General features: G+C 48.2%; 14 protein-coding genes. All 14 read right to left on the bottom strand.

From position 1 onward, the window contains the following. Positions 1-86: 86 nt before the first annotated feature. The gene (fliJ, locus tag NA59_RS05060; RefSeq protein ID WP_083944968.1) at positions 87-515 is read right to left on the bottom strand and encodes a flagellar export protein FliJ; all 429 of its coding nucleotides are present in this window, start codon (positions 513-515) and stop codon (positions 87-89) included. 18 nt (positions 516-533) lie between these two features. Further along, positions 534-1,877: a flagellar protein export ATPase FliI gene (fliI, locus tag NA59_RS05055; protein ID WP_044408985.1), complete on the bottom strand. Its 1,344-nt coding sequence runs from the start codon at positions 1,875-1,877 to the stop codon at positions 534-536. Position 1,878: 1 nt separating this feature from the next. Next, entirely contained in the window at positions 1,879-2,697 is an 819-nt protein-coding gene (locus NA59_RS05050; protein WP_044408982.1) for a FliH/SctL family protein, read from the bottom strand. 3 nt (positions 2,698-2,700) lie between these two features. Next, positions 2,701-3,723, bottom strand: a complete 1,023-nt coding sequence (gene fliG, locus NA59_RS05045; protein WP_044408978.1) for a flagellar motor switch protein FliG — start codon at positions 3,721-3,723, stop codon at positions 2,701-2,703. Further along, a complete protein-coding gene (gene fliF / locus NA59_RS05040; protein WP_044408975.1) occupies positions 3,716-5,416 on the bottom strand; it encodes a flagellar basal-body MS-ring/collar protein FliF in 1,701 nt (566 codons plus the stop codon). Before fliF ends, fliG begins: the two co-directional genes overlap by 8 nt. Before the next feature lie 49 nt (positions 5,417-5,465). Further along, a complete protein-coding gene (fliE, locus tag NA59_RS05035; protein ID WP_044409159.1) occupies positions 5,466-5,801 on the bottom strand; it encodes a flagellar hook-basal body complex protein FliE in 336 nt (111 codons plus the stop codon). Positions 5,802-5,953: 152 nt separating this feature from the next. Continuing rightward, a complete protein-coding gene (locus tag NA59_RS05030) occupies positions 5,954-7,318 on the bottom strand; it encodes a sigma-54-dependent transcriptional regulator (protein WP_044408966.1) in 1,365 nt (454 codons plus the stop codon). Beyond that, positions 7,305-8,489, bottom strand: coding sequence for a sensor histidine kinase (locus tag NA59_RS05025; protein WP_044408961.1), 1,185 nt, complete (start codon positions 8,487-8,489; stop codon positions 7,305-7,307). Before NA59_RS05025 ends, NA59_RS05030 begins: the two co-directional genes overlap by 14 nt. Continuing rightward, entirely contained in the window at positions 8,473-9,543 is a 1,071-nt protein-coding gene (locus NA59_RS05020; RefSeq protein WP_044408958.1) for a sigma-54-dependent transcriptional regulator, read from the bottom strand. The genes NA59_RS05025 and NA59_RS05020 overlap by 17 nt, the downstream gene beginning before the upstream one ends. 368 nt (positions 9,544-9,911) lie before the next feature. Then, the gene (locus tag NA59_RS05015; protein ID WP_044408955.1) at positions 9,912-10,829 is read right to left on the bottom strand and encodes an aminoglycoside phosphotransferase family protein; all 918 of its coding nucleotides are present in this window, start codon (positions 10,827-10,829) and stop codon (positions 9,912-9,914) included. Positions 10,830-10,848: 19 nt separating this feature from the next. After that, positions 10,849-12,813, bottom strand: coding sequence for a preprotein translocase subunit SecA (locus tag NA59_RS05010; RefSeq protein ID WP_083944964.1), 1,965 nt, complete (start codon positions 12,811-12,813; stop codon positions 10,849-10,851). A gap of 18 nt (positions 12,814-12,831) precedes the next feature. Beyond that, the gene (locus tag NA59_RS05005) at positions 12,832-14,976 is read right to left on the bottom strand and encodes a PqqD family peptide modification chaperone (protein WP_044408951.1); all 2,145 of its coding nucleotides are present in this window, start codon (positions 14,974-14,976) and stop codon (positions 12,832-12,834) included. A 3-nt stretch (positions 14,977-14,979) separates the two neighbouring features. Beyond that, entirely contained in the window at positions 14,980-16,839 is a 1,860-nt protein-coding gene (locus NA59_RS05000; protein ID WP_044408948.1) for an efflux RND transporter periplasmic adaptor subunit, read from the bottom strand. Between the two features lie 50 nt (positions 16,840-16,889). Beyond that, a partial coding sequence (locus tag NA59_RS04995) for a beta strand repeat-containing protein (protein ID WP_044408945.1) occupies positions 16,890-23,750 on the bottom strand: 6,861 nt, incomplete at its 5' end.

Genomic DNA, 23,750 nt, shown 5'->3' with positions numbered 1-23,750 from the left:
GCTCCTTCGAAAAAAGCACTGGGAAACCAATATCCTGCGCGATCATCACGCGAATTTATAAAATATCCGGGATAATATTTAATCAATTAACGTCTGAAATTTTGTGCCGCAAGATCATCCAGCATTTTTTGCTCTACACGATTTTCGGCATACACCACCTGCTTTTCCACCTTCTGATATAATTTCTGCATAGCTTGGAGCCGAACGCGTTTTTCCAACCACTGCTCACGCGCCTGCTCACACAGGGTCTGCTGTGATTCTAACTGCTTCTGCTGCCCCTCAATCGCCTGATTCAAGCGATTAATAAAGGCCTGTGTCGTGCTCAATTGAATCGGCAACATCGTGCCACTGGCGGTGAGTCTTGCCATATAATCTTGACGGTAACTTTTTAAATCCTCAATCTGCTGTGCGGTCATATCACGATTTGTACTCAGCTGTTTAAGTGTAAGCTGGGCCTTATCCAGCTCCTGCTCCGCTAAATCTACCAACAGTTTCAGACGCACTAAACGGCTCACCTAATCCCCACCCCCGCGCTAAGCCAGCGCTTTATTTAACGCCATCAGGCTTTGCGTAAAGTCAAAACGCTCATCAATCGATTGACTTAAAAAAGCCATCAACTGTGGGTGCTTGGCAATCGCGGCATCCACCTCTGGATTCGCGCCACGACGATAGGCACCGACACTAATCAAATCTTGATTTTGCTGATACAGTGAATACAGTTTTTTAAACAACTGCGCCTTTGCATACTGTTCCTTAGAAATAAGTTCAATCATCACACGACTAATCGACGATTCAATATCAATCGCCGGATAACGTCCTGAGTCGGCAATAGCACGCGACAGCACGATATGGCCATCCAATACACCACGCGCTGAATCCACAACAGGATCAGACTGGTCATCGCCCTCAGCCAACACCGTATAAATCGCCGTAATCGAACCCGAGCCCTCTCGCCCATTACCTGCACGCTCAACCAGCTGCGGCAACTTAGCAAAGACAGAAGGCGGGTAACCTTTACTGGCCGGCGGCTCCCCAATCGCCAATGCGATTTCGCGCTGAGCTTGTGCAAAGCGGGTAAGCGAATCCATCAACAAGAGTACATTCAAGCCTTGATCACGGAAATATTCAGCAATAGCTGTCGCCAACATCGCACCATGCATACGCATAAGAGGCGGATCATCCGCTGGCGTCGCCACGACCACAGCACGCTTCAACCCCTCGACACCCAAATTATGACGCACAAAATCATTGACCTCTCGCCCACGCTCGCCAATCAACCCCACCACCACAATATCGGCACTGGTATAGCGTGTCATCATCCCCAGCAACACGCTTTTACCCACCCCTGTGCCTGCCATTAACCCCAAACGCTGGCCCTGACCCAATGTCAGCAAGGCATTAATCGCCTTCACACCGACATCCAAAGGCTTCGTAATAGGCTGACGATGTAACGGATTGATTCGCGTGCCCGCTAATGACACCGCCCCGTCAGCCACTAGCCCACCCTTACCATCCAACGGTTGTCCACGACCATCAATCACCCGCCCCAACATCGAAAAGCCAACGTCAATCTTTACCCCACCGCTCAAAGGTATGACACGCGCATTCGGTGCTAGTCCATGGGTTTCGCCTACCGGCATCAAAAATAAACGGTCATTATTAAACCCAACAACCTCCGCAATTACCGCTTCACCACCCGGATGCAATACCTTACAGCGTCCGCCTATCGGGGCATAGGTACCAACCACCTCTAACGTCATCCCCACCATACGCACCAACCGACCCTCAACCACTAAACCTGGGGGCGTAGGTAAGTGCTGATGTACAAATTCAAGGCGTTCGACAAGGGATTGATTTAAGGAAGTTGGTAACGACATACTAACTAGGCGTTGATGGGCTTGAATTTAAGACAGGCTCATCGACATGATCTTCAGTCTCCCCCGGTTCGAGCTGCGCGGCAACCAACTGGCCCGTTTGAGACAATAACGCATCCAGCCGCTCACGCCAACGGTAATGCACAACCGAGTTGAGTTTTTTAACCTTACACTCACCCAGCTGGAGCTGAGGATTGGCTTTCAGCACCCAGTGCGCAGAGGGTGGCGCTTGATAATATTGAATAAATTCCAAATCATCCGGATGCAACTCCACATCAACCTGAGCTTGATCATCCGGCAGCAATGCCACGGCCTGTTCAATAAAACGCAACACTTTGGTTTTATCAAGCGCAATCGCTTGCTCCGTGATCTTCTCTGCCAAGGCTAAAGCAATCTGCGCAACCTGCTCAAATACGCGTGTTTCGATATAGGCTTGCGGCCTCACCAAAGCCGCCAACACCTGCTCCATATTCGCCACTTTCGGCGCTAACGCCTCCGCCGCTTGCTGCTGTGCCTTTTCAATACCTAAAGCCTGACCTGTTTCAAACCCAGCTTGATAACCTGCCTCATAACCCTGCTGCTTAGCTTCCTCATAAGCTTCTCGCTTTAAAATCGCCGTTTGCTGGGCTAACTTTGGCTGAATTTCCTGCTTAATCTTTTCAAGCACATCCGCCCTAACAGAATCCAACTGATTTTTGGCATCCTGCTCCAAATCAAGAAACTGCCATTTATGAATTTCTGGCACACTCACCTTTTCCGCTGACAACACCTTCGTAATCGCGGGACGTTCAGCATCGGTCGAGGCACCCGGCTTTTTTAACATAAATTATACAAATTCCTCACCGCCACCCGGCATCATCACCTTACCGTCATCCGCAAGACGACGCACAATTTGAATCACTTGACGCTGCGCATCCTCTACATCACTCAGCTTCACCGGTCCGCCTGACTCCAAATCATCACGCATAATATCGGCCTGGCGCTGTGACATATTGCCCAAAAACTTCTCCTTGAGCTCCGCATCCGCACCCTTAATAGCCAAAATCAATATATCGCCGGGCACATCCGCCAAGATAGCCTGAATACCCCGGTTATCAATACCAATAATGTCATCAAACACAAACATTTTTTCCTGGATAGCCTTACTGACATCCTCATGCTCAACGGCAATTTCATCTAACAGCTTCACATCCAATCCACCGCCGACAAAGTTAAGAATTTCAGCCGCACGCTTATCGCCACCAATCGAGGCTAGCTTTCCGCCTTTTCCATCGCTGGTACCGGCCTCTAACACCCTGTTCAAATCAAATAACGCACGCGGCTGAATCGTGCTCAGGGTGGCAATACGATACACCACCTCAGCTTGGAAGCGCCCAGGAATCCCTCGCAAAATTTCGGCGGCCATATCCGGATCAAAGTAAGACAAAATAATCGCTACAACCTGAGGGTGCTCATTACGCAACATATTAGAAATGGTATTAGGGTGCATCCACTTCATCGCCTCCAAGCCTTTGACCTGATCACCGAGCATCGCCGCATCCAGCAGATAGCCACCCCCTTCACCCAGTGCATCCGTCATTAAGCTTTGCGCATACTCGTTCGCATCCACGCCCAACGCATCTTCACCCACCAAGCTCAAAAAGGACTTCATAACATGGCGCACATCACGATGCCCAACATTATCGACGCCCGTCATCGCCGTACCCAGCTGCTGGACTTCTCGTGGATTAAGGTGTTTCAATACAGAGCTGGCCGCATCCTTACCCACCGCCATCAACAAAATAGCCGCCTTATCGTACCCTGACAATTTAGGTTCATCACCCAGTTCTTCCAGCAATGCTTCAGCCATCATCCCCCTCCTGCATCCACTGCTTAATAATCATCGACGCCAACTTAGGATCGCTTTGAACGAGCGCTTTTACTTTTTCAAACAACTCGGCTTCTTCAGAGTTAGCACTCCCCTGCGCCTCTTCAGAGACCTGTGCTTGCAACTCTTCATTCATTTTATCTAAGGCTTTAGAAATTTCATCGCCATCGCGAAGTTCATCCTCATCCTCTTCTACATCATCAGGATACTCAAGATAAGCCTCTTCTTTTTTGGTTAAATCACGCAACATCGGCTTCACAACCGCGAAGAAAATAATCAAAATAGCCAGCGCCGCCAATACCTGCTTCATGATATCCCAAAACCAGGGTTCCTGCCAAAAGGGCGTAGCCTCAAAAAAATCTTCATCCGGCTCAACAAATGAAGCATTAATCAGCGTCAGCGTATCGCCGCGCGCCTCATCCAAGCCCACCGTATCAATAATCAAGCGCCGAAAACTCAACAATTCCTCTTCGCTCAACGCCTGACGTTGAAGCACCCCTTCCACTAAACTCATTTTATCATCTAACACAACTGCAACTGATAAACGACGAATATTGCCGACCGACCCCTTGATATGACTAATCGTTCGATCAATCTCAAAGTTACGTGTCCGACGTTCAGACATACTTTTAAGATTAGGGTCATCTTGTGCCCCGGTATAACCCTCCTCAGGCGCTAACCCTGCACGCGGCGGCTGATTGGTCAGCGCGCCCGGAATACCTATCGGCCCCTGATTACGATTTAACTCTCTTATTTCCTGCTCTGAACGCACTGCTGATGGATCAGGCTCAAACAATTCACGCGTTTGCTCCTGCTGTGTAAAATCAATTTCAGCGGTCACTTGCGCGCGCACCTTGCCCGCCCCGCCGACTACCGGCGCTATTAAACTTACCACTCGACTCGTCAAGGTTTCCTCAACGGTTCGCGTATACTCGAGTTGGCGCATATTCATTTGTAACTGCGCCGTTTGATTATTATTTGACAGCAGATTACCCAGCTGATCGACAACCGTAACGTCACGCGGATTAAGATTAGGAATACTGGCCGCAACAAGATGCACAATCGCCGCCACGGCTTGATCATCGAGCGTACGCCCTGAGCGCAACTTAATCACCACCGACGCCGTAGGCGCCTCTTGTTTGCGCACAAAAACAGAGCGTTTGGGCAATCCCAGCATCACACGCGCCGACTCAACCTGATTCAGCGAAGACACCGACTTGGCCAACTCACCTTCAAGCGCGCGATGATACTGGGTGGTCTCACGAAACTGCGAAATACCAAACCCCTGTTCACGATCAAGTAACTGATAGCCTGTTTCTGCTTGTTTAGGATAACCCTCTGAAGCCAACTGCAGTCGCAACGCATGCACCCGATCCGACGGCACCATCACCGAACCACTGTTCATATCCAGCTTATAATCAACCCGCTGCGCATCCAATAAACGCGCGACTTCGTTCATATCAGCCGTTTCCATGCTACCGAACAACAAGGTATATTGAGTGGATTGTGACCAGAGTAAAATACCAATCGCCAACGCGACCGAGGCAGATAAGCCAATGATAATGCCAATTTGGCGTGCAACAGGAAGGGAGGTAAGATTTTCAACCAGTGTAGAAACAATTGAGGCGTTGCTTCGCGTATTTAATTTATTATTTAATGACGCAGATTCAGCCATACCACACTCAATTAAAATTAACTAAATCACCCAATACAATGCCGTCGCATTATATTGGCATATTCATCACATCCTTATAGGCCTCCACCAGCTTATTTCTTACTTGAGTCATCGCTTGAAAGGAAAGGCTGGCTTTTTGTGCCTGCAACATCACCTCGGTTAAATCCGCACCCTCATCACCACGCTCAAACGCTTCTTTAAGCTCGCGTGATTTATGCTGCTGATTATTAACCGCCTCAACGGATTGCTTCATCAGATCCGCAAAGCCTTCCGCTTTGCTCTGACCGTTTTGTACCGCATCGACCGATGCCACAGGCTGATTTTGAGCCTGCGCACTCAACGCGCGCATCTGAAGCATTAACGATTGTGTATCAATTTTATCCATTAGAATAAACTCAAATAAAAATTCAGCGAAATTATTATCGCATATTTTAGAAAACAATTTACGAACGATTAAACATAAAACGCAAGTTCGCGTCCTCAAATGCGCATTTCGCTCCTCGAACACCCAGCCTAAAGCAGAGGTTATGCCAACTTTTACACATCGACCCCTTGATCTTTCAAACGTGCCAATTTATACCGAAGCGTACGAGGACTCAAATTCAAATCTTCAGCCGTTTTTTGCCGATGGCCATTGTTTTTCTTTAAGGCCGCTAAAATCAACGCCGTTTCCCTCGCTTTCAAATCCATATTCGCCTCTGAGGGCGGCACCAACACCGCCTCTTGCTTCTCAATCTGGGGCGTTGGCGATTCGGCAATCGCCCTCTCCCAAGCATGCGCAAAACCATCATCAAACATAATATGCGCGGCCTCAATCTGCTCACCTGTCATCATGACCAAGGCACGCTGAATCACATTATCCAGCTCACGAATATTGCCCGGCCAAGCATAAGACTTTAAACACGCAAATGCCTCATCACTCAACCTCGGCTTTTCACAACGCGCAATACTATGGCGATATAACAGTTTATTGGCAATATGCTCAATATCTTTAGGTCGATCGCGCAACGCAGGCAAATGTATCGGAAACACATTCAACCGATAAAATAAATCCTCACGAAAATCGCCACGCGATATCGCTTGCTTCATATTGACATTCGATGCACTTAATACGCGGATATCCAAGGTCACCGTCTGCATCGACCCAATTCGCTCCACCTCGCGCTCCTGCAACACACGCAGCAACTTAGCTTGCAAATCAGGCTTCATCTCCCCAATCTCATCCAAAAAAATAGTGCCCTTATTCGCCTGCTCAAATTTTCCCGGCATCGCTTTCATCGCCCCGGTAAAGGCCCCCTTCTCATAACCAAACAACACCGCCTCTAACATATTATCCGGAATAGCCGCACAGTTAATCGCCACAAAAGGCTGATCCTTACGTTCAGATTGTTGATGAATATAACGTGCCAACACCTCCTTACCCGTACCACTTTCGCCGGTAATCATCACATTAGCGGTGGTTTTTGCCACCCGATTTGCCATATTCTTAATCTGCACACTCGCGGCATCGGCTACTACAAAATCATCCTCAAGCGATGCATCACGATTAAAATACGCGCGTGCTTTTTGCACCAGCACATCCGCCTCAAAAGGCTTCACCATATAATCGACCGCACCCGCCTTCATCGCATCAACAGCCTGCTCTATGGTGCCATACGCCGTCATCAACACAATTGGTAAATAAGGCTTCAAGGCACGAATGCGCGTCATTAAACTATAGCCATCCATCCCATCCATACGGATATCCGAAAAGACCATCGCAATATCATCATCCAATGCCACCAGCGCCTCTTCAGCCGAACTCACCGCCATCACGTCTAAATCATTCAAGGTTAAAATATCAACCAACGCCTCTTGCAAATCTGGATCATCTTCGACTACTAAAATTTTAGCTACACTCACGGTCCTCTCCCTTTTGAGTTGTTAACGGCAAACGGATTCCAAAGCGTGCACCCTCACCCACTTTCGAATTCACCCAGCACTGACCACCATGTGCTTCAGCAATCGTGCGCACCACCGCTAGCCCTAAACCCGTGCCCTTCGCTCGACTCGTATAAAAAGGTTCAAATATTTTCTCTTGAATCGCCGCCTCAATACCCGGACCCTGATCCGCGACAATTAAATTCACCCAATCCGCACCATCCAACTGCACATAAATTCGAATCTTAGCACGAGCACGCACCACATCAATCGCATTCACAATTAAATTTTGCAACGCCGTCATCAATGAATCATAGTCACCGCGCACCCACAACGCCTGCTCAACCGGTGTCAACACCAACTCGCTATCCGTTGTCGCCAAATGCTGCTCGACGGCCAACGCCACCTCACGCAATAACGCTGACACCTCCACGCAACCTGCACCAATACTCCCGCCCTTAGCATACTGCAACATATCACGCACCAACCCCTCAAGGTGTTTCAAATTCAACAACACCTTATGCGTAAACTTATGGCGCTTATCCTCATCCATCGTTTGAGTCGATAATTGCGACACATACAACAGCGCCGCCGCCAAGGGCGTGCGTATTTGATGCGCTAAAGAGGCGGCCATCTCCCCCATCGAACGCAAGCGCTGATGACGATTAATATGATCCTGTAACTGGCGCGCATCCGTGACATCCTGAATCAATAAAATCTTCCCCAGCGTCACATCCAACGTCACATGCGATAACTGAAAAATTTTACCATCATACGCCACCAACTCCTGCGCATCATTACGGCTGGCAAAAACCGCCTCAATCACCACGGGCCAACGTGCGTTTAACGCATCTTCCCCCAAAATAGCCTGCGCACTCGGATTCATTTCAACAATACAATCCTCATCATTCAACACAATCACACCCGCAGGCAATAACGTCAACAAACGCGCTAAACGATCCGCCACCCGGCGCTTTTCATGATCACTTTTTTCCAACTGCAGCTGTAAATGTGCCACCTGCTCCTGCAAAGCTTCATAAGCCTGGGTCAACTGATTCGACGTCTCATTAAACAGCGCAAACGCCCGCTCTAACTCCAGCAACCTATCTTTTTCATGCGGCTTTAATGCCGGCAACTTAGTGATAGAGGGCATATTTTTTCATCTTCTCAATTAACGTCGTACGATTGAGTTTAAGCAACTTCGCTGTTTGCGACACATTATCCTCACAGCGCTTGAGTGCAGCCGCAATCAACGCGACCTCAACATCCTGCAAATAACGCTTCAACCCCTCGTTAGCCTCCAGATCAAAACCCTCCACCGCAACCACCGATGCCGCTGAAGCGCTCCACCCCTCCGCAAAGCCCCAGCAATCCGATAGCGCCTCAAAATCCCCCGCATCATTAAACAACAAACACGAGGCCGAGGCAGGATCAAGCCAGTCACTCGAATAACGTGCCGGTAAATCGCTTAACAGTACCACCCGTCCATGCCAACTATCGCCCAGCAGCGTGACCAAACGCGCTAAATCATCCAGATTGTCTGGCCAACCATCATGCTCAAGACGCGCCAACGCATCTAATGCTAAACTAGGCGGTGTAGATGACTGAGGAAAACAGGCCAGATAACATGCACAAAACAAACACTCAATATCATCAAGCCGCTCAGACAAAGCCGGAACGCGCAACACATTCAATCCCGACAAACGAGGCGTCACTGGCATAATATCTAACCAGGCCTGGTCAGAAAAAGAAGCGGTCGTCACACCCAACACACAGCGCACATCAACCATAACAGATTGATTCGCCCCAAAGGGCACATACCGCCCTTGCGCAATCGCATCGAACAACTTAGTACGTACGGACGACGGCAAACACTCAATGCCATCAAGAAACAGTGTACCGCCTCTGGCCATCTCCAGCCGCCCTAATCCAGCACAAATCGCGCCGGAAAAAGCGCCCTCGACATGCCCAAACAGTGTCGTCTCTGCCAAGGAAGGCTCAAGCGTCGCACAATCTAAATGAATAAAAGGCGCACCCAGCGCACCCCTTTGCTGGTGCATCTCAAACGCCACTGACAACTTACCCGTTGCCCGCTCACCCAACAACACCCACGGCCCTGAATGCGCCATCGCATCATCAAGCTGCTGCCTAAACTGAGTAATAGCTACACTTGTCCCCTCAAGGACTGAAAAAAAGAATGAAGACATAGATCATAAACGTGCCAAAAAATAATGGCACGATTATAGCGTCAAAAACCTGACAGGTGTCAAAATATTGTCACTCAATACCCTTAACCACGACCGGATAACCTGGCACTTAAAAAGCAATATCTCTCGGGCTTACCCTCGCCTTAATAAGCTGGCATTAACTAGAGTCTGCTAAAAACTAGAGTCTGCCAAAAAAAATAAGTTATTTTTTTAAAACAAAAATACTTGCTTTTGTGGTATATTTTTTTGTTCGCTGATTTTTTGAGCGGACTCTAAATAGTTGCAGATTTATACTTATTTTACAAGCTTTTCTTGTGCAAAGCTTTCAATAAAACAATCTTAAAAAACACCACATTTAATAAGCTTTCTTACACATAAAACTCAAGAATGGTTCGAATCTTATTAACCCGCATTCCATCTTTCTTCCCCATTTCTTTTACCAACCTAAACCAAGCTAGGTGTTCGGGTTGACCTAGATCACCATACACTTCACTAAACACACTAATTTGGCGTTCAGTTAATCGAGCATTCCATAAAAATGTCAAATCACTTTCTTTGGGATAACTACCAAGTAGATCCCAGTCAATGAGGATAGGCTGATCGTTACTAAATAAAATGTTCGAACGCCACAAATCGTTGTGGCATAAAACACAGGGCAGGTATTGAATAGATTGCTCCAGCATGCGCTCAACTTGAATCACTATCTGCTCAAATTCTTTTGAATCCACTACTTTTTGCAATCGTTTCCAGTATTCATCAAGCGCAATACGATAATGACTGATAACGTTTGATTGATCGGCATTTGCCGCATAGTTAATACGCCCACAACCTTGTGTTGGTATACTGGTATGAAGATCTTTTAAGGCTAGCGCAAGTCGTACAATTTTATTATCTTCGATTTTGTTACTGAATTCGACACCGTCAATATATTGTTCAATCATGCATTTTTCATCATGATAAATCAGCTCACAAACATAGGGTTTATCTTGCAACAACCTACGCGCTCGCATGGCGGTTTTTAACTGCTCTTGGCTATAAATCGGCACCCGAAAAATATAAAACAAACCATCTTCAATTCGCTTAAAGCGAATAACCAGATGACCAAAACCAATTTTATAATCCAGCGCTGTGATCAACCAATCAAGTCTTTGCTGAATAACATATTTAAAGTGCGCATTAACCTGCTGCAAGAAATAATCAAACTGCGTTTGAGTTATGTCGTCTATCTTGTAATTTTCAATATTGATAAACGGCAAGGTATCAAATTGATAACTTTGTGTAGTCACTAGAATCTCCATCATTCGTTTAACCCGTTGATCGCACAAAACTGAGGCGGGCTTTGGCGTCTTTGACAATTTTGTTGAGAAGTCGGCGGCGGCGGAAGGCTTTGTTTTGCGCGCGTTGTTGCGCGGTGGATACCAGCTGTTTCATGAGCCCTTTGCGCAAAAAAGGCAGGCCGATGGCCAGCAGTAAAATAGGTTTATGCCACCAGGCAAGGTGCTCGCTAAACAAACTGTCATCCGCAGCAACAAACGGGATGGCTTCGCCTGGATGGCCTTGTCGCCCTGAGCGCCCAAACAGTTGCCAGTCGATACGCGCGGACTCATGGGGTTCGAGCATCAGGACTTTGAGTCCTCCTTGGGCGAGCACCTCATCGGGTACTTTGATATCGGTGCCTCGACCTGCCATGTTGGTGGCTACGGTAATGCGCCCCGCTTCACCGGCTTGGGCGATAATGTCGGCTTCGCGCGCGAGTTGTTTGGCATTGAGCACATCAAAGTTGAGCTGTTCAGCCGCCAGCATCTCAGCTAGCTTTTCACTATCTGAGATGCGTTTGGTGCCAATTAATACGGGCAGGCCTTGTTGGTGAAAAGCCTTGACCTGCTCAATCAGGGCGTGCCACTTTTTAGCTTGGCTGGTAAACACGCGGAATCCTTGCACTTTAAGCTGGGATTTTTTTCGTGGCGGCACGCTCATCACCTGCACTTTGTAGTTGTGGTAGAGTTCTTGGTGGATATTTTGTAGGGTACCGGATGCGCCTGTGAGGTGATGGTAGTGTTTGAAGAAGTTTTGAAAACTCATTTTTTCTAAGGTTTTACTGGGGTCGGTTAGTTCTACACCGGCTCGGGCTTCAACCGATTGGTGTAATCCGTAACTCCATGAGCGCCCCGGCATAGTGCGCCCTGTGCTTTCATCAACAATCACCACTTTGCCTTCTTCAATGACATAGTGCTGATCAAGCTTGAAATGGTCGCGTGCCATAATGGCTTGATACATGAGGTCGTGGCGCCGATCTTTACTATGCCAGAGTCTGGGTAGACTGTCGGTGTGAGCTTCGAGTAGCTGTTCCCCCAGCTTGGTGAATTTGAGGTCGTTGTTTTCGGTATCGAGCTTGTAGTGCCGCTTAGGCTGGAGCAAATCGGCGATATCTTTGGCGATCATGACGGCTTGTTTGAGCAGTTCATTACGCTCGGGCATGGAGATAATCAGCGGCGTCGTGGCATCATCAATGAGGATGCTGTCGGCTTCATCCACCACCACCGAGTAGAGTCCGCGCATATAAAATTCAGGCAGCGTGGATTTGAGTGCGCTTAAGCTTAACCCAAGACGCGAAGGTGAACCACCGAATTGAATTTTATCATGCAAAAAATCAGCAAGCAGTTGTTTGGCGGTGCTATACACAATCGGGGCTTGATAAGCGGCTTTTTTTTCTTCCGGTGCCATCTCTTGGTTTACCGCTATCGCACTTACGCCACAGGCGACAAACAGCGGTTGCATGAGTTGGGCATCTCGTTGAGCTAGATAGTCGTTGGCGGTAATCACATGGCAGGGTTTTTCCAACCAGGCCTGCATGATGGCTAACATCGCAATCGTGAGAGTTTTGCCTTCACCGGGTGCCAGTTGTACCATGTGGCCTTCAAACATCGCTAGCAGACTAATCAGCTGTACATCATAGGGGGCCATACCGAGTGATTGTTGACTGAGGTGACGTAATATATTCAGCGCCAAATACAGTTGCTCAGGGTGCTCGGCTAGCTTGTGTTTGCGCGCTAGGCTTTTGACCTGTGCTAAATCTTGCTCAAACGCACCGGGTGTTTTCCAGCGGCTTAGGCAGGCATTATGCATGGCATTAATCTGGTGAATATCTCGCCAGTAGCGGGCTAATACGCGACCCTTAAAGAGTGCAAACCACCCTACTTGCAGTTTTGACCAGATCGCAAAGGGCATCGGCGGGATCGGCTTGGGTTCGGAGTAATAAAAGGCGTCCATAATTAGGTTGTCAACACGCTAAAATTCAAAACGTTTTTGAAGCAATTGCATCGCGGTTTGCTTGATTTGCCAGTAGAGGGGCTTCCAAGGTAAAGAAAGCTTGAGTACACCAGTTTTGCCATCCATGGATCCCGTTTGTTGCATCGCCATCATGGCATGAATTTCAAAAAAGGGTTCAACCGCGACCACATGGCCCGCTTCATTTCGGGTGGTCATAATCCGACCACCACCATCCCAACCTAAGGCCATCGAGGGCAGCTCTTGTTTTTGAAAGGGGATAAACTGAATACGTGCGGTCTCCCAGGTGTGCGCTGTGTTACCCCGAATACGGATTTGGGCTTGTTCAAGCTCTGTTTGAAAGAGGTTGGAGGCCATTTCTTGGGTCACCACGGCGACAAAACGCAGATCACTGGGGTTGATCACCTCACCGACCCATTCGCCGCGACTAAAAAAGGATTGACGGCGCTCGTTAAGTTGATTGGATACCCAAATGCCATCATGTGGCGCTCGAACCTCGAGTTGGCTCAGTCGAAACGCCAGCTCGTCGATACGGTTGGATAGGGCTGTCTCGCGCTGTTGCAGGGGTAGAATGTAGCCTGCGGACGCTTGGAGTGCGCTGCGCAGCATCCAGCGGGTTTCTTCTAGCTGGGCTTGGGCAATCGCTTGATCTTGAATCAGCTCTTCGTCTTCAAAGCGCACCAGCACTTGGCCCGCTTGCACAAACTCGCCATCACGCACGCGGATTTCCATCAATCGCCCACCACTTTGTGCATAGACGAGGGTGTGGTTCACCGATTGAATCACACCCGGGGCTTTGAGTGAATAGGGCATCGGCAAAAATAAAAACGAGCCGAACAAGAGCGCTAAGGCGCCCATCGACATCAACCAAGCACGCGAACGATTGGTTTGGAGTTTGGAGCTGGTGAGCAGGTATTGGAACAGTTTTTTGAGCGGAATGAGCAGCCAAATAAACAGCATAATCACCGCCATGATCAAGGCCAGCCCTATCCATATATCGAGCACGTAAATCATAATAACGAGCATGATCAAAAAGCGATAAATATAGCTGAGTATGCCATAGGCGGTGAGCCAAATGCCTTCGGAAAAGGATAAGGCAGGACTTTCGGCTTTGGGTGTTCCAAGCAGCCATTTGTCAAAATAAAACAGCCATTGCTGATTGGCTTTTTGATAGAGGTTGGGAATATCGATAATATCCGACAGAATGTAGTAGGCATCAAAACGCAACAACGGGTTACCGTTAAACAGAATACTCGATACCGATCCTATCACCATAATATTAAACGCCAAGCTATTGAGTGTACCGGGCGCGGTATGGGCCCAAATGAGGGCGGCGACGGCGGCAAAAAAAAGTTCGACATACATCCCCGCGGCCCCGACCATGGCACGATGCCAACGATTGCGCATCGCCCAGCTAGCGCTGGCGTCCATGTAGGGCAACGGGGTAAACACGATAAACATAATGCCCATTGTATGGACATTGCCTCCATACTTTTTACAGACAATCGCGTGCCCTAGCTCGTGAAAAATCTTTAACACAAACATGGAGACATACAGCCAAATGAGATTATCTAGCGCAAGGATCCCCTGCCCTTGCACCCACAGCTGGTCAAAGTTTTCTACGGCCGATTTGCCACCCAGTAAGATCACAAGTAACCAAATGACAAATGCGCTCACACCGAACAGGGGCAAGAGTACACGGGTAAAGCGATTTAAAAATTCATTGGGGTTCCATATTGGAATGCGCAAATACAGCGGTGCCATTAATTTGCTTAGATGTTCGCGCGTGCGCTGTTTCTCAAAGCGCTCAAAAATGAGTTCGTGATCCGCATCAGAGCGGTAAAACAATAAATTGGAATGGTGTAGCTGGGAGAGCAGTTGAATGACATCTTCTTGCCCCGGTGCCTCTTCAGGAAAACGCTCTACAAAGCTGAGCCATATCTCCTCAACGCTACGCTTGGTGTTAAGCTCACTGGCGAACTGGTAGGCAATGGGTCTGAGCCGGTAGTACTTCTCTGAACAGGCATCTTGTAGCACATACCACTCTTCACCACGATAAATTTGTTTGTGGACACGCACGGTCGGTAGCAGCGCTAACTTGAGCGGTGCGACTTGGTACCAGGATTCGCTAAAGGTTGAGGCCATTGCTTACCACCATAAAATCAAACGTAAACGGTCAACCATCTTATGCCCTAGCACCCAGAAGGCACGGGCATCTCCCACATCAATTTTGGCCACACCGGTCATACCCGGACGCCACCAGTCATCGACCCCCTCAATCAGTTGTGCTTTGACTTCAAAATGCGCGCCCTTTGGGCCTTTAACACGCGCCATGGGTAGAATATGGGTCACTTGTATTTTGTGGGTGATATTAGGCTGACTGACCAAAGCAAATTCACCCGTGGAACCTATCTGAATATAGTCTATATCTTCTTGGGGCACTTCGATGACCAGATAGAGACCCTCAACGCGCGCGATGCGATAGAGTATTTGGCCTTTTCTTACCGGTGAGCCTAATAGGTCTTTACGCTCGCCCTCGACGATTGCACCGGCAAACGGGGCTTTAATATCGGCTTGGCTAAGCTGAAAGTTAAGGCGGTCTAAGCGTGCTTGCATTTGACGTACCCGCGCCATCGCAATTTCCGTTTCAACAAGGTTAAAGCTGGCGCGCGCGCGATCGACTTCGGCTTGGTTTCTTTGCAGCTCGGCTTGCATTTCGGTAAGTTGTAATAAGATATCTTGGGTATCTATTTGCGCCAGCAGCGTCCCCTGCTCAACCTCGTCACCCGAGGTGGCATAGACGTGTGAGAGTTGACCATCAAAGGGTGCGCTGACTAATTGGGTGCTGTCGGTGATTAACTGGGTGACCCCTGTTATACGATGAGGCAAGGTGCCAAAGGTGCCCCACAAAATAAAGCTCATTAAAATAATGCTAATGACTTTAGACCACACATAGCGCCGGCCAAGTAAGAGGCGTAAGAAAGACTGGCTGGCTCGAAACGCTTTGATGAACCAAAAGTCTTTTGCTTTTTTAAATTCAATCAGCGTCTCAGAGAGTAAACCTGTCACAAAACACACTGCGTCCAGTAATTCTTTTGAGAAGGCTTTGGTCTGGCTAATCAAGCTGATCACGGCGACCACCTCACCCCGCTGGTCATAAATCGGAAAACTAAATAGCTGGTGGGCATCTAAATGGGCCTTGAGCTGTTGATGCGCGAGGGTAATCAAACTGGGGTTGTATTGGTCTGCTGGGTAATTAATCGGCGTGCGTTGATCCACCGCTTCCTCAAGCGCGGCTTCGTAGAGTTTTATGATGTCGGTTTTTTTTTCAAATTTATCATAGTGGCTCAGCGTTTTGATACGAACATAATCACCTTCTTGCCAGCCTAACACCGCTTGATCTATCTCTTGTGTATGCCCAACTAATCCATTAACCAGCGAATAGCAGGCGGATTGAAAGTTTTTCGCCGCCTGTACTTCGACCAATAAGGAAAGTAAGTTGACGATTTGATCTCGATCGGAGCCGGTTTGTTGCAGGTTAAGCTTGGTTTTACCTTCTAATGCCGCCATATCGGCGATCAGTTGTGCGCGTAACAAAATTTCACTTAAACGGGGCTGATTGTCTTTGGGAATAGTCAGCAACATCAAGGTCGGTTGTGCACTGACCAGTTTGAACACCAAAAACAAGGCGCCGTTGAGCGCCGATACCGGTTCGGACACAGCAAACCCATTTTGCCAAGCACGTTCTAATAGCGGATGAATCCAAGGTTGTTGCCATAACACCGTGGGATTGTCGAGCATCAAGGGGCTGTTGATATCGGGTTTGAGGCGCCAGTCTGCCTCTGTTTGGGTTGGCTGACTTTGCTCAAAGAGTAGCGCGCTTTGGGCTAGGCATAGCGGGACAATGTTGTCGATATAGCCCGCCCAAAACGTCTCGTCTAATCCGTCGAGTGCCTGCGCTCTGAGGGCGCGCAAATTTTCAATTAACCCTTTTACATCTACTTTCATTTATTTCTCAATTCTTCAAATTCAACCCAATGCGCCGCATCGCTGATGCGTTACAAAGCTAATTCTTCTTGCCAGTCATCAAATGGATCAAATGTTGGGCCTGTAGTGGCTTGAACAGGCATGGATATCCAGCCTATTCTTGGCGAGCTTACCACATTTGAACTCGCTAACACCGAAAGACTTTGTTGTGCCGCCACCGGTGTAGCCAGTGGGCTGGATAACGCCGAGGTGAGTCCTGTCGGCATCACGCTCACGGTGGCACGCGGTTGTGCAAATGAAGGTGACAAAATAGATTCTTCTAATTGTCGCTCAAATACCGTCGCGCGTTCTTCATCCGCCTGCGAGCCTCTTACTTCGCTCATCGGTTCGAGTGTTTGTCGAATTTCACGCGATAAACTCGGCGAGGCAAGACGCTGCTCCATTAAGCTAGGTAAAGCATTGGCTTGACTTGCTGAGCTGGATTGGCTAGAGCGTAAATCGCTTTGTTCACTTACCTGGGTCGTGTTTGTGGATGCTTGGGGTTGTGCTGTTTGCACAAAGACCACAACAGGGTTACGCAAGGTATCAAATTGTGCCAGCGTCAACTTCAGTGGCGACGCATCTAGGGCCGCCGCATGAATATTTTGACTTAAGAAATACACCGATACATCTTTACTCGTTCCGGTTGTGATAAAACGCTCACTACCGGCCGCATTCAACACCATCGCGGCTGTCTTGTCTGACAAACTGGTGAGTGAAATATGATTAGACTGCACTTTAATCAAACGAGACTCTAGCGCACTAAAACCATCACGCATACTGACGTCTGCGCTGTAAGAGAAAGGTTGAGCCGAGAAGTATGTAACATCAGCGGTAACGTTATTTGCAGGCGTTGATAATACACTAACAATGCTATTTTGTGCATGTAAGGAAACATGAGATTGCGGTGCTTGAATTTGACTTACACCTAAATCTCCCCCCGTGGCCTGATAGTGGATACGATTCACGCCATCACCTCGTACAAGTACATCTTGGTGCATGGTAATGGTTGTCGCATTCACGTTCAGTTGACTAGCACTCAACTGCTGAGTTGCTGACTGGGTGAGCGCACCTTTTACAGCTAGGTTTAATTCACTCGCGTTTAGCTGACCCTCACGCGCCCAGTCCAGCCCCGTGCGATTATTTAAAGTTAAGGTGTGATTAGTGAGAGATACACCTAAACTGGCCACATCCGTATTCAATATCGATGCCTGTTCGTGTGCGCTCAGGTTAATCAAAAGCTGCTGTGCTTTAATTACACTATTATTAAGTGTTTCAGCCCCTGTCGCGTTGATTGACAAGCTATTCGCAATCTGTAAATCTGTCTCAAACATCAGCCGTTTTGTCGCACTCAAGGCGGCTGAGTGTGTGGTAAATTTTTCACTCACACGCACATCACCACTGGCGTTCACACTTGCATGGCTTGTGGTAACCAAGTCTTTAATCACGATATCACCACCTTGCGCGATATAGAGACCATGCTGCCCTAATTCAGCACTCAAGTTTTGTACGCGCGTTTGAAGGTGTTGAGCTGCACTGCCTACACCCAAGGCTTGGACATTCAAGTTTTGGGCCTCAAGATGCGTAGCATCGGTCATTTGTGCTAGGATGCGACCATTCGTTAAATGAATGTCCGCGGTGTGTGCGTTGAGTGAACCCAGCGTAAGGTTTCCTTGACTGAGATTTACCCGGGCATTCCCAGTAATATCGGCACCTGCTAAGTGCAGTGTTTGCGCTTGTGACAGGTGGAGTGAGCCTGTTTGGGTCGTAACATTAAGTGTATTGAGCGCTGTTTTAAGTACCGCTGTGGTACTGGCTATGCCTCCGGCGATATTCAATGTTGCACTGTCAGCAACAATATGCGGCGATGAACCCGCATTCACATTTAAAGATCCACTTAAAACGGAGAACTGAACGCTGCCTGCATTATGGGCGATGAGCCCCATTTGAGCGGCATCGCTTAAGGATGTCATGCTTGCATCCGCATTAAACTGCGTCACCCCGATGCTTAGTGTGTCAAGCATCACATCGGCGGCCTGGGTAATATAGATGCCTGTGGCGCGATGGCCGTCACTGATCGCACTCAGCGTCGAAGCTCGCGTCGAAAGCACCTGTGAACTCGTTCCGATTGCGTCGGCGGCATAGATTCTAAGGTGACTAGCATTCAACGATGCCCCGCCTGCCGCACTGAGCACCGAACCTTGCTGGGCAACAAGGCTAATATGCGCTGCGTTGAGCTGACTAGCTAAAATGTTGTTGTGGGCTTGGACACGTAAACTGCTATTTTGTGCACTATGGCTAGTACCAGCCTGCATCACGACATCACCCGCATGCCCAATCAAGCTGATCGTGCCCCCCTTGCCTGTCGTCAAATTAGCATTAATCGACATATTATTAGCCGCAGTTAAACTGAGATGGCCATTATTCGCATTTATCGCTGAGTTGACGACTATATCAGATCCCACACCCTTTGCATCAAGACGAATGTGCCCGTCTTCTTGCGCACTTATACCAGCGCCGCTACCCCCAACTGTGATTTGACCATCCGTACTAACTAATACAATGTGTCCGCCCTTCGTTGTCACTAAACCGGATTGCATCCTATCCGTGATCGACTGTGATGTACCTTCAGCCACCGTCACACTGACATCTCCAACCGAAATAGCATTAACGTCGGTTATGTAAATACCGCTACTGGTCGATGCTGTTGTGTGTGCACTTAGGCTGGCTACATCGGTCGTTAAGTGACGATCTGCCTGGCCTATATGATTAGCGGCTTGCACTCTTAACTGACCGGCAGTCACATTTTCACCCTTAATGAGTCCACTCGTTACACCACCTAAATCCGCTATTAAACTCACATTTTGAGCTTTCACACTCGCCAGCACGATGTCTTGTTTGGCATAGAGACGCACATTATTGTCTTTTGACTCAATTTTATGATCATTATGCATGTGAATATCAGCCGCTAAGGCAGCTAAACTAACACTATTTTCGCTATTTATATCGGCTTTTAGCGCGATGCCTTGTGCCGCCGTTAGCGTAATGGGTCCGCCTAGTGACTGTATAGCGGCGTTGACCGTGAGGTGTCCGCTCTGGGTCGTCAATACCAGCGCACCTTGGGATGTCATCACGCCATTTAATCCCTCACCTTGCAGGGTTAAGTCAGTCAAACCAGTCGCTTCCACGCGATTCACACTAAAGTCTGCCAGATGATCAATCGATAAATCGCCTGTCTGTGTGACATAAAAGTGACCTGTTTGAGCAAGCGCCGCTAGATTAACAACACGCGTATGTATACGCTGATCATCATGACCTATCGACTGCTGGGCTTCAAGTCGCAAATTATGCGCATAAACATTCACCTGCTCTGTCTGGCTTGCATGGGTAATGGATCCAGCATCCGCTATCACACGCACTGAACCCCATTGCGCTTGCTCGGCTTGCGATACTTGGTTGCGATCAGTGGCTGCGCGCGCATCAAGCAGGCTTAACTGTACGTCAGTGGCGGCATGATATCGAATATGCCCGGCATCCGTTTGTGCTAACGCCTGGTTGTCCATGATAATCGCACCCGTCAGTGTGACTAGATCAATGGTGCCTGATAAGCTAATTAGGTCACCCTGCGCATTTTGGTATATCGCTGCATTTGCTTGTAAACTAATGTGTCCAGTACCTGCCTTCACAGCGCCATTGAGAACAATAGATTGTCCTGAGCCCTGTGCAGTGGTTAAGCGAATATGGCCGCTGTCGGATTTAATCGCATACCCTATCGCGTCGACGTCATTTAGCGTTAATGATTCTGCCGCATGCAATAAAATTGCGCCTCCCTCCGTGACGATGCCAGACTGAGACTGTACAAACATGGCGGACACAGAATCATCACTAAAGGTGTGTGCACTTAACTCAACCGTATCAATGCTCAAGGCGGTTGCATCTTGAATAAACATGGCGCCATCGGTACTCTTAACAGTTAATTTATTAACCTGAGTTTGAAGGGCATTTAAATACGTACCTACACCTTGCTTTACATCGATCATCAAACCATCAGCCAAGACACTGGCATGTTCGTCAGATCCAAACTGATCCACAATCATTCCTGTATGCGCTACCAAGGCCACATGACCCGATCCTGCATTCACAATACCCAAATTAATTGTGTGATGGGCATCTAGAACAATGTTTCCGCCAGATGTCGTTATTTGAGTATTGCTGTCAAGTGTAATATCACCAGTACGTGCCTTAATAAAAATACTGCCCGTACCTTCTTCAAGCATACCTGAAGGCTTCGCAGACAGGTCGTTTTTAATAATAACGTCATCGGCTGCGATCACAATGACACCTTCATCTTGGGCAAGAATTCCAACCTGCGATGCGTCTGTAACGGTGTGCGTACTAGCATTGAGCCCAATACGTTGAATGTCTGCAGAGGACGTACGCTCAATCGTCAACGTACCCGCTGCTTGAATGTAAAGTCCATTTTTTCCTGTCAGCCCACTCAGTAGCTCCACATCAATCTCTAGTGCGTTATCAATCAAACCTGAATGACCAACACCGGTTACAGCCTGCAACGACAGTGACTGGGCTACAATGTCAATATGCGCATCACCTGCATCCAAAATACGATCTGCAATCAGACTTACTTGGGCTTGCCCAGCATTTAAACTGGAAACATGCACTGTTTGATTGGCTAGATAACGAATATGCCCGTTGTACGTTAAGGTTTGATGGCCGTCTAACATAAAAATCGATTCGCCTGCCTGAGCATCAAGAGTTTGACCCTGCGCTTGCAACACAATATCTGCATTTTGCACCAGATTTTGTGACGCATCGATTGTCATGCTACCTGTCTCTGTTATCAGATTTGAGTTCAACACGATATCATTATCGATACCCGCTGTTTTTAGCAGAACATTGTCTGTCGCTTGTATACCTACGCCCGTTGTTCCTTTTGCATCAACGACAATAGAGCCGGATTGGTTATAGAGCACAAGATGTCCTTTTGATAACAAACCCGACTGACCAACATCTTTTGAACCATCAACCGTTAACTCACCCTCTTTGTCGATATATTGCGTGACGATATCGGCTAGTTCAATGATGGCGATATCATGCGATTGGGTTATAAATAGCCCCCCTGACCCCACTTGTGCTGCTATTTTTTCAACTTGTGTTTGAATGGCGTGTGTGCTTGTTCCAAACCCGTTGGTTGCGCCATTCACATTGACCCTTAGGGTGTTTGCGACAAGGTTAGTTTGCGCGACTTGCCCTTCAATATGGTTCGCAATCAAACTGATATGCCCTTTGAGTGCACTATGGGTTGCTAACAATAGATCGCCGTCGATCTGGTAGCGAATATGCCCCTCATCTGATACGACCTGGGCGCCGAGTTCGGCTCTGGCATTACCGCCTGCTTGAATATTGATATCACCAAGCTTTGTTGTAACCTGAACGCCAGCCGCTTGAACGATATCTTGATGGGCAATCAGTGATAAGTGTCCTGCATCTAGGTCGAGATCACCCTGTATACGTAGTGACCCTGAAAGCACCTCAAGGCGCACATTTGAGGCACCGCTAACACTCAACGCAGGGTGGCTAGCTTGAACAGCATGCATTTCAAGATCCCCTTCAAGCACTGATAACACAAAAGCACCATCTTGATTCAACTGGATACCGGACTGTTGATAATTCAGTGTCTTCGGCAACTGCGCCGTGATGTCGATACGCTGCACCGATAGCGCTAAACTATCTACTAGCAATCCATTTTGCTCAGTGATAAAAGCACCCTTTTGTCCTGAGACAATGCTCATACGCGCGACAGACGTATTCAATGTATTGGCACTTGATCCAATAGCTTCACCGGCATGTAAAATTAAATCTGCCGAAGAAAGTAGACTCTGTGACCCTTGATCTGCTATCACATCCGCTGCAAAAATAGCGATCGTGCCACGACCTGCCTGAATAAAATCGGTTATGACAGACCCAAGATGAGCTTCTAGGCGTATATCACCCTGCTCTGTAAGAATTTTGCTTCCCTTAGCCATAATAATATCGCGTTCAGCTAATAAATCTATAGTAGCACTATCGGCTTGAACAACAATACGCGCATGTTGCTGGATATCCTGCCCTGCAGACAAACTGATATGACCTGTAACACTTTGTAGCTCGGCATGTGCTAGTAAGTCAGAAGCACTTCCACCTGCCTGAATCAATAAGTTACCACTTGCCTGTACGGCCAGACCGTTATCATTACCATCATAAAGCGTAATCGTACCTTGAGTAGTCGTCAATACGATATGACCACTAGCCCCCATAGCAATAAGATCACTTTGTGCCGCATCACTTACGGTTGAGTCGGTCACAAGACCTGTGGTTAAAACGCGGTTGACCTCAATGCTTACCTCGTTGATTTCAACAGCATTGGCTTCTAATAGGTAAATACCGCCGTTTTTCGCGGCTGCGCTTAGCGTGCCGACATTCAATTCAAGATGGTTGATGCTTTCACCTATCGCGGTACCCGCGTTGAGGCGTAAGGCTTTAGCCTGGATGTCTTGGTTTTGGTCGTTGGTGTCTTGGTTTTCTCCGATTAAGCCGTCGGCATCGAGGATGCTGCCCGCTGTGGCGGTGAGGCTGACGGTGGCTTGTTCTGTTTTGATTTGACCTACTGTGATGTTGTTTTGTGCGAGTAGACGGATGTGGCCATGCTCACCAGTGCTGGTGAATAGACTGCTGGCGGCCATGGTAATGTTGCCGGTTTTGGCTTCGAGGTCTATCGTGCCGTTGCTTTGTGCCGTGCTCGCGGTGCGGATGTCGGCGTCGGCTTTGAATTCAATGCCTTGGGCGGCGATCAGGCTGATATTGCCTGCATGACTGGTGAGGCTGTGGCCTAGGGT

Origin of the sequence: Thiomicrospira microaerophila, assembly GCF_000934765.1 — a bacterium.
GTDB lineage: Bacteria > Pseudomonadota > Gammaproteobacteria > Thiomicrospirales > Thiomicrospiraceae > Thiomicrospira > Thiomicrospira microaerophila.
Note: the sequence above shows the minus strand (reverse complement) of the source record. Positions and strands in the feature narration are given on the sequence as shown.

Bases quoted from the DNA above. Each gene is read 5' to 3' on its own strand.
- fliI (WP_044408985.1), bottom strand. From the start codon at position 1,877: ATGTCGTTACCAACTTCCTTAAATCAATCCCTTGTCGAACGCCTTGAA.
- NA59_RS05050 (WP_044408982.1), bottom strand. From the start codon at position 2,697: ATGTTAAAAAAGCCGGGTGCCTCGACCGATGCTGAACGTCCCGCGATT.
- fliG (WP_044408978.1), bottom strand. From the start codon at position 3,723: ATGGCTGAAGCATTGCTGGAAGAACTGGGTGATGAACCTAAATTGTCA.
- fliF (WP_044408975.1), bottom strand. From the start codon at position 5,416: ATGGCTGAATCTGCGTCATTAAATAATAAATTAAATACGCGAAGCAAC.
- fliE (WP_044409159.1), bottom strand. From the start codon at position 5,801: ATGGATAAAATTGATACACAATCGTTAATGCTTCAGATGCGCGCGTTG.
- NA59_RS05025 (WP_044408961.1), bottom strand. From the start codon at position 8,489: ATGCCCTCTATCACTAAGTTGCCGGCATTAAAGCCGCATGAAAAAGAT.
- NA59_RS05020 (WP_044408958.1), bottom strand. From the start codon at position 9,543: ATGTCTTCATTCTTTTTTTCAGTCCTTGAGGGGACAAGTGTAGCTATT.
- NA59_RS05010 (WP_083944964.1), bottom strand. From the start codon at position 12,813: ATGGACGCCTTTTATTACTCCGAACCCAAGCCGATCCCGCCGATGCCC.
- NA59_RS05005 (WP_044408951.1), bottom strand. From the start codon at position 14,976: ATGGCCTCAACCTTTAGCGAATCCTGGTACCAAGTCGCACCGCTCAAG.
- NA59_RS05000 (WP_044408948.1), bottom strand. From the start codon at position 16,839: ATGAAAGTAGATGTAAAAGGGTTAATTGAAAATTTGCGCGCCCTCAGA.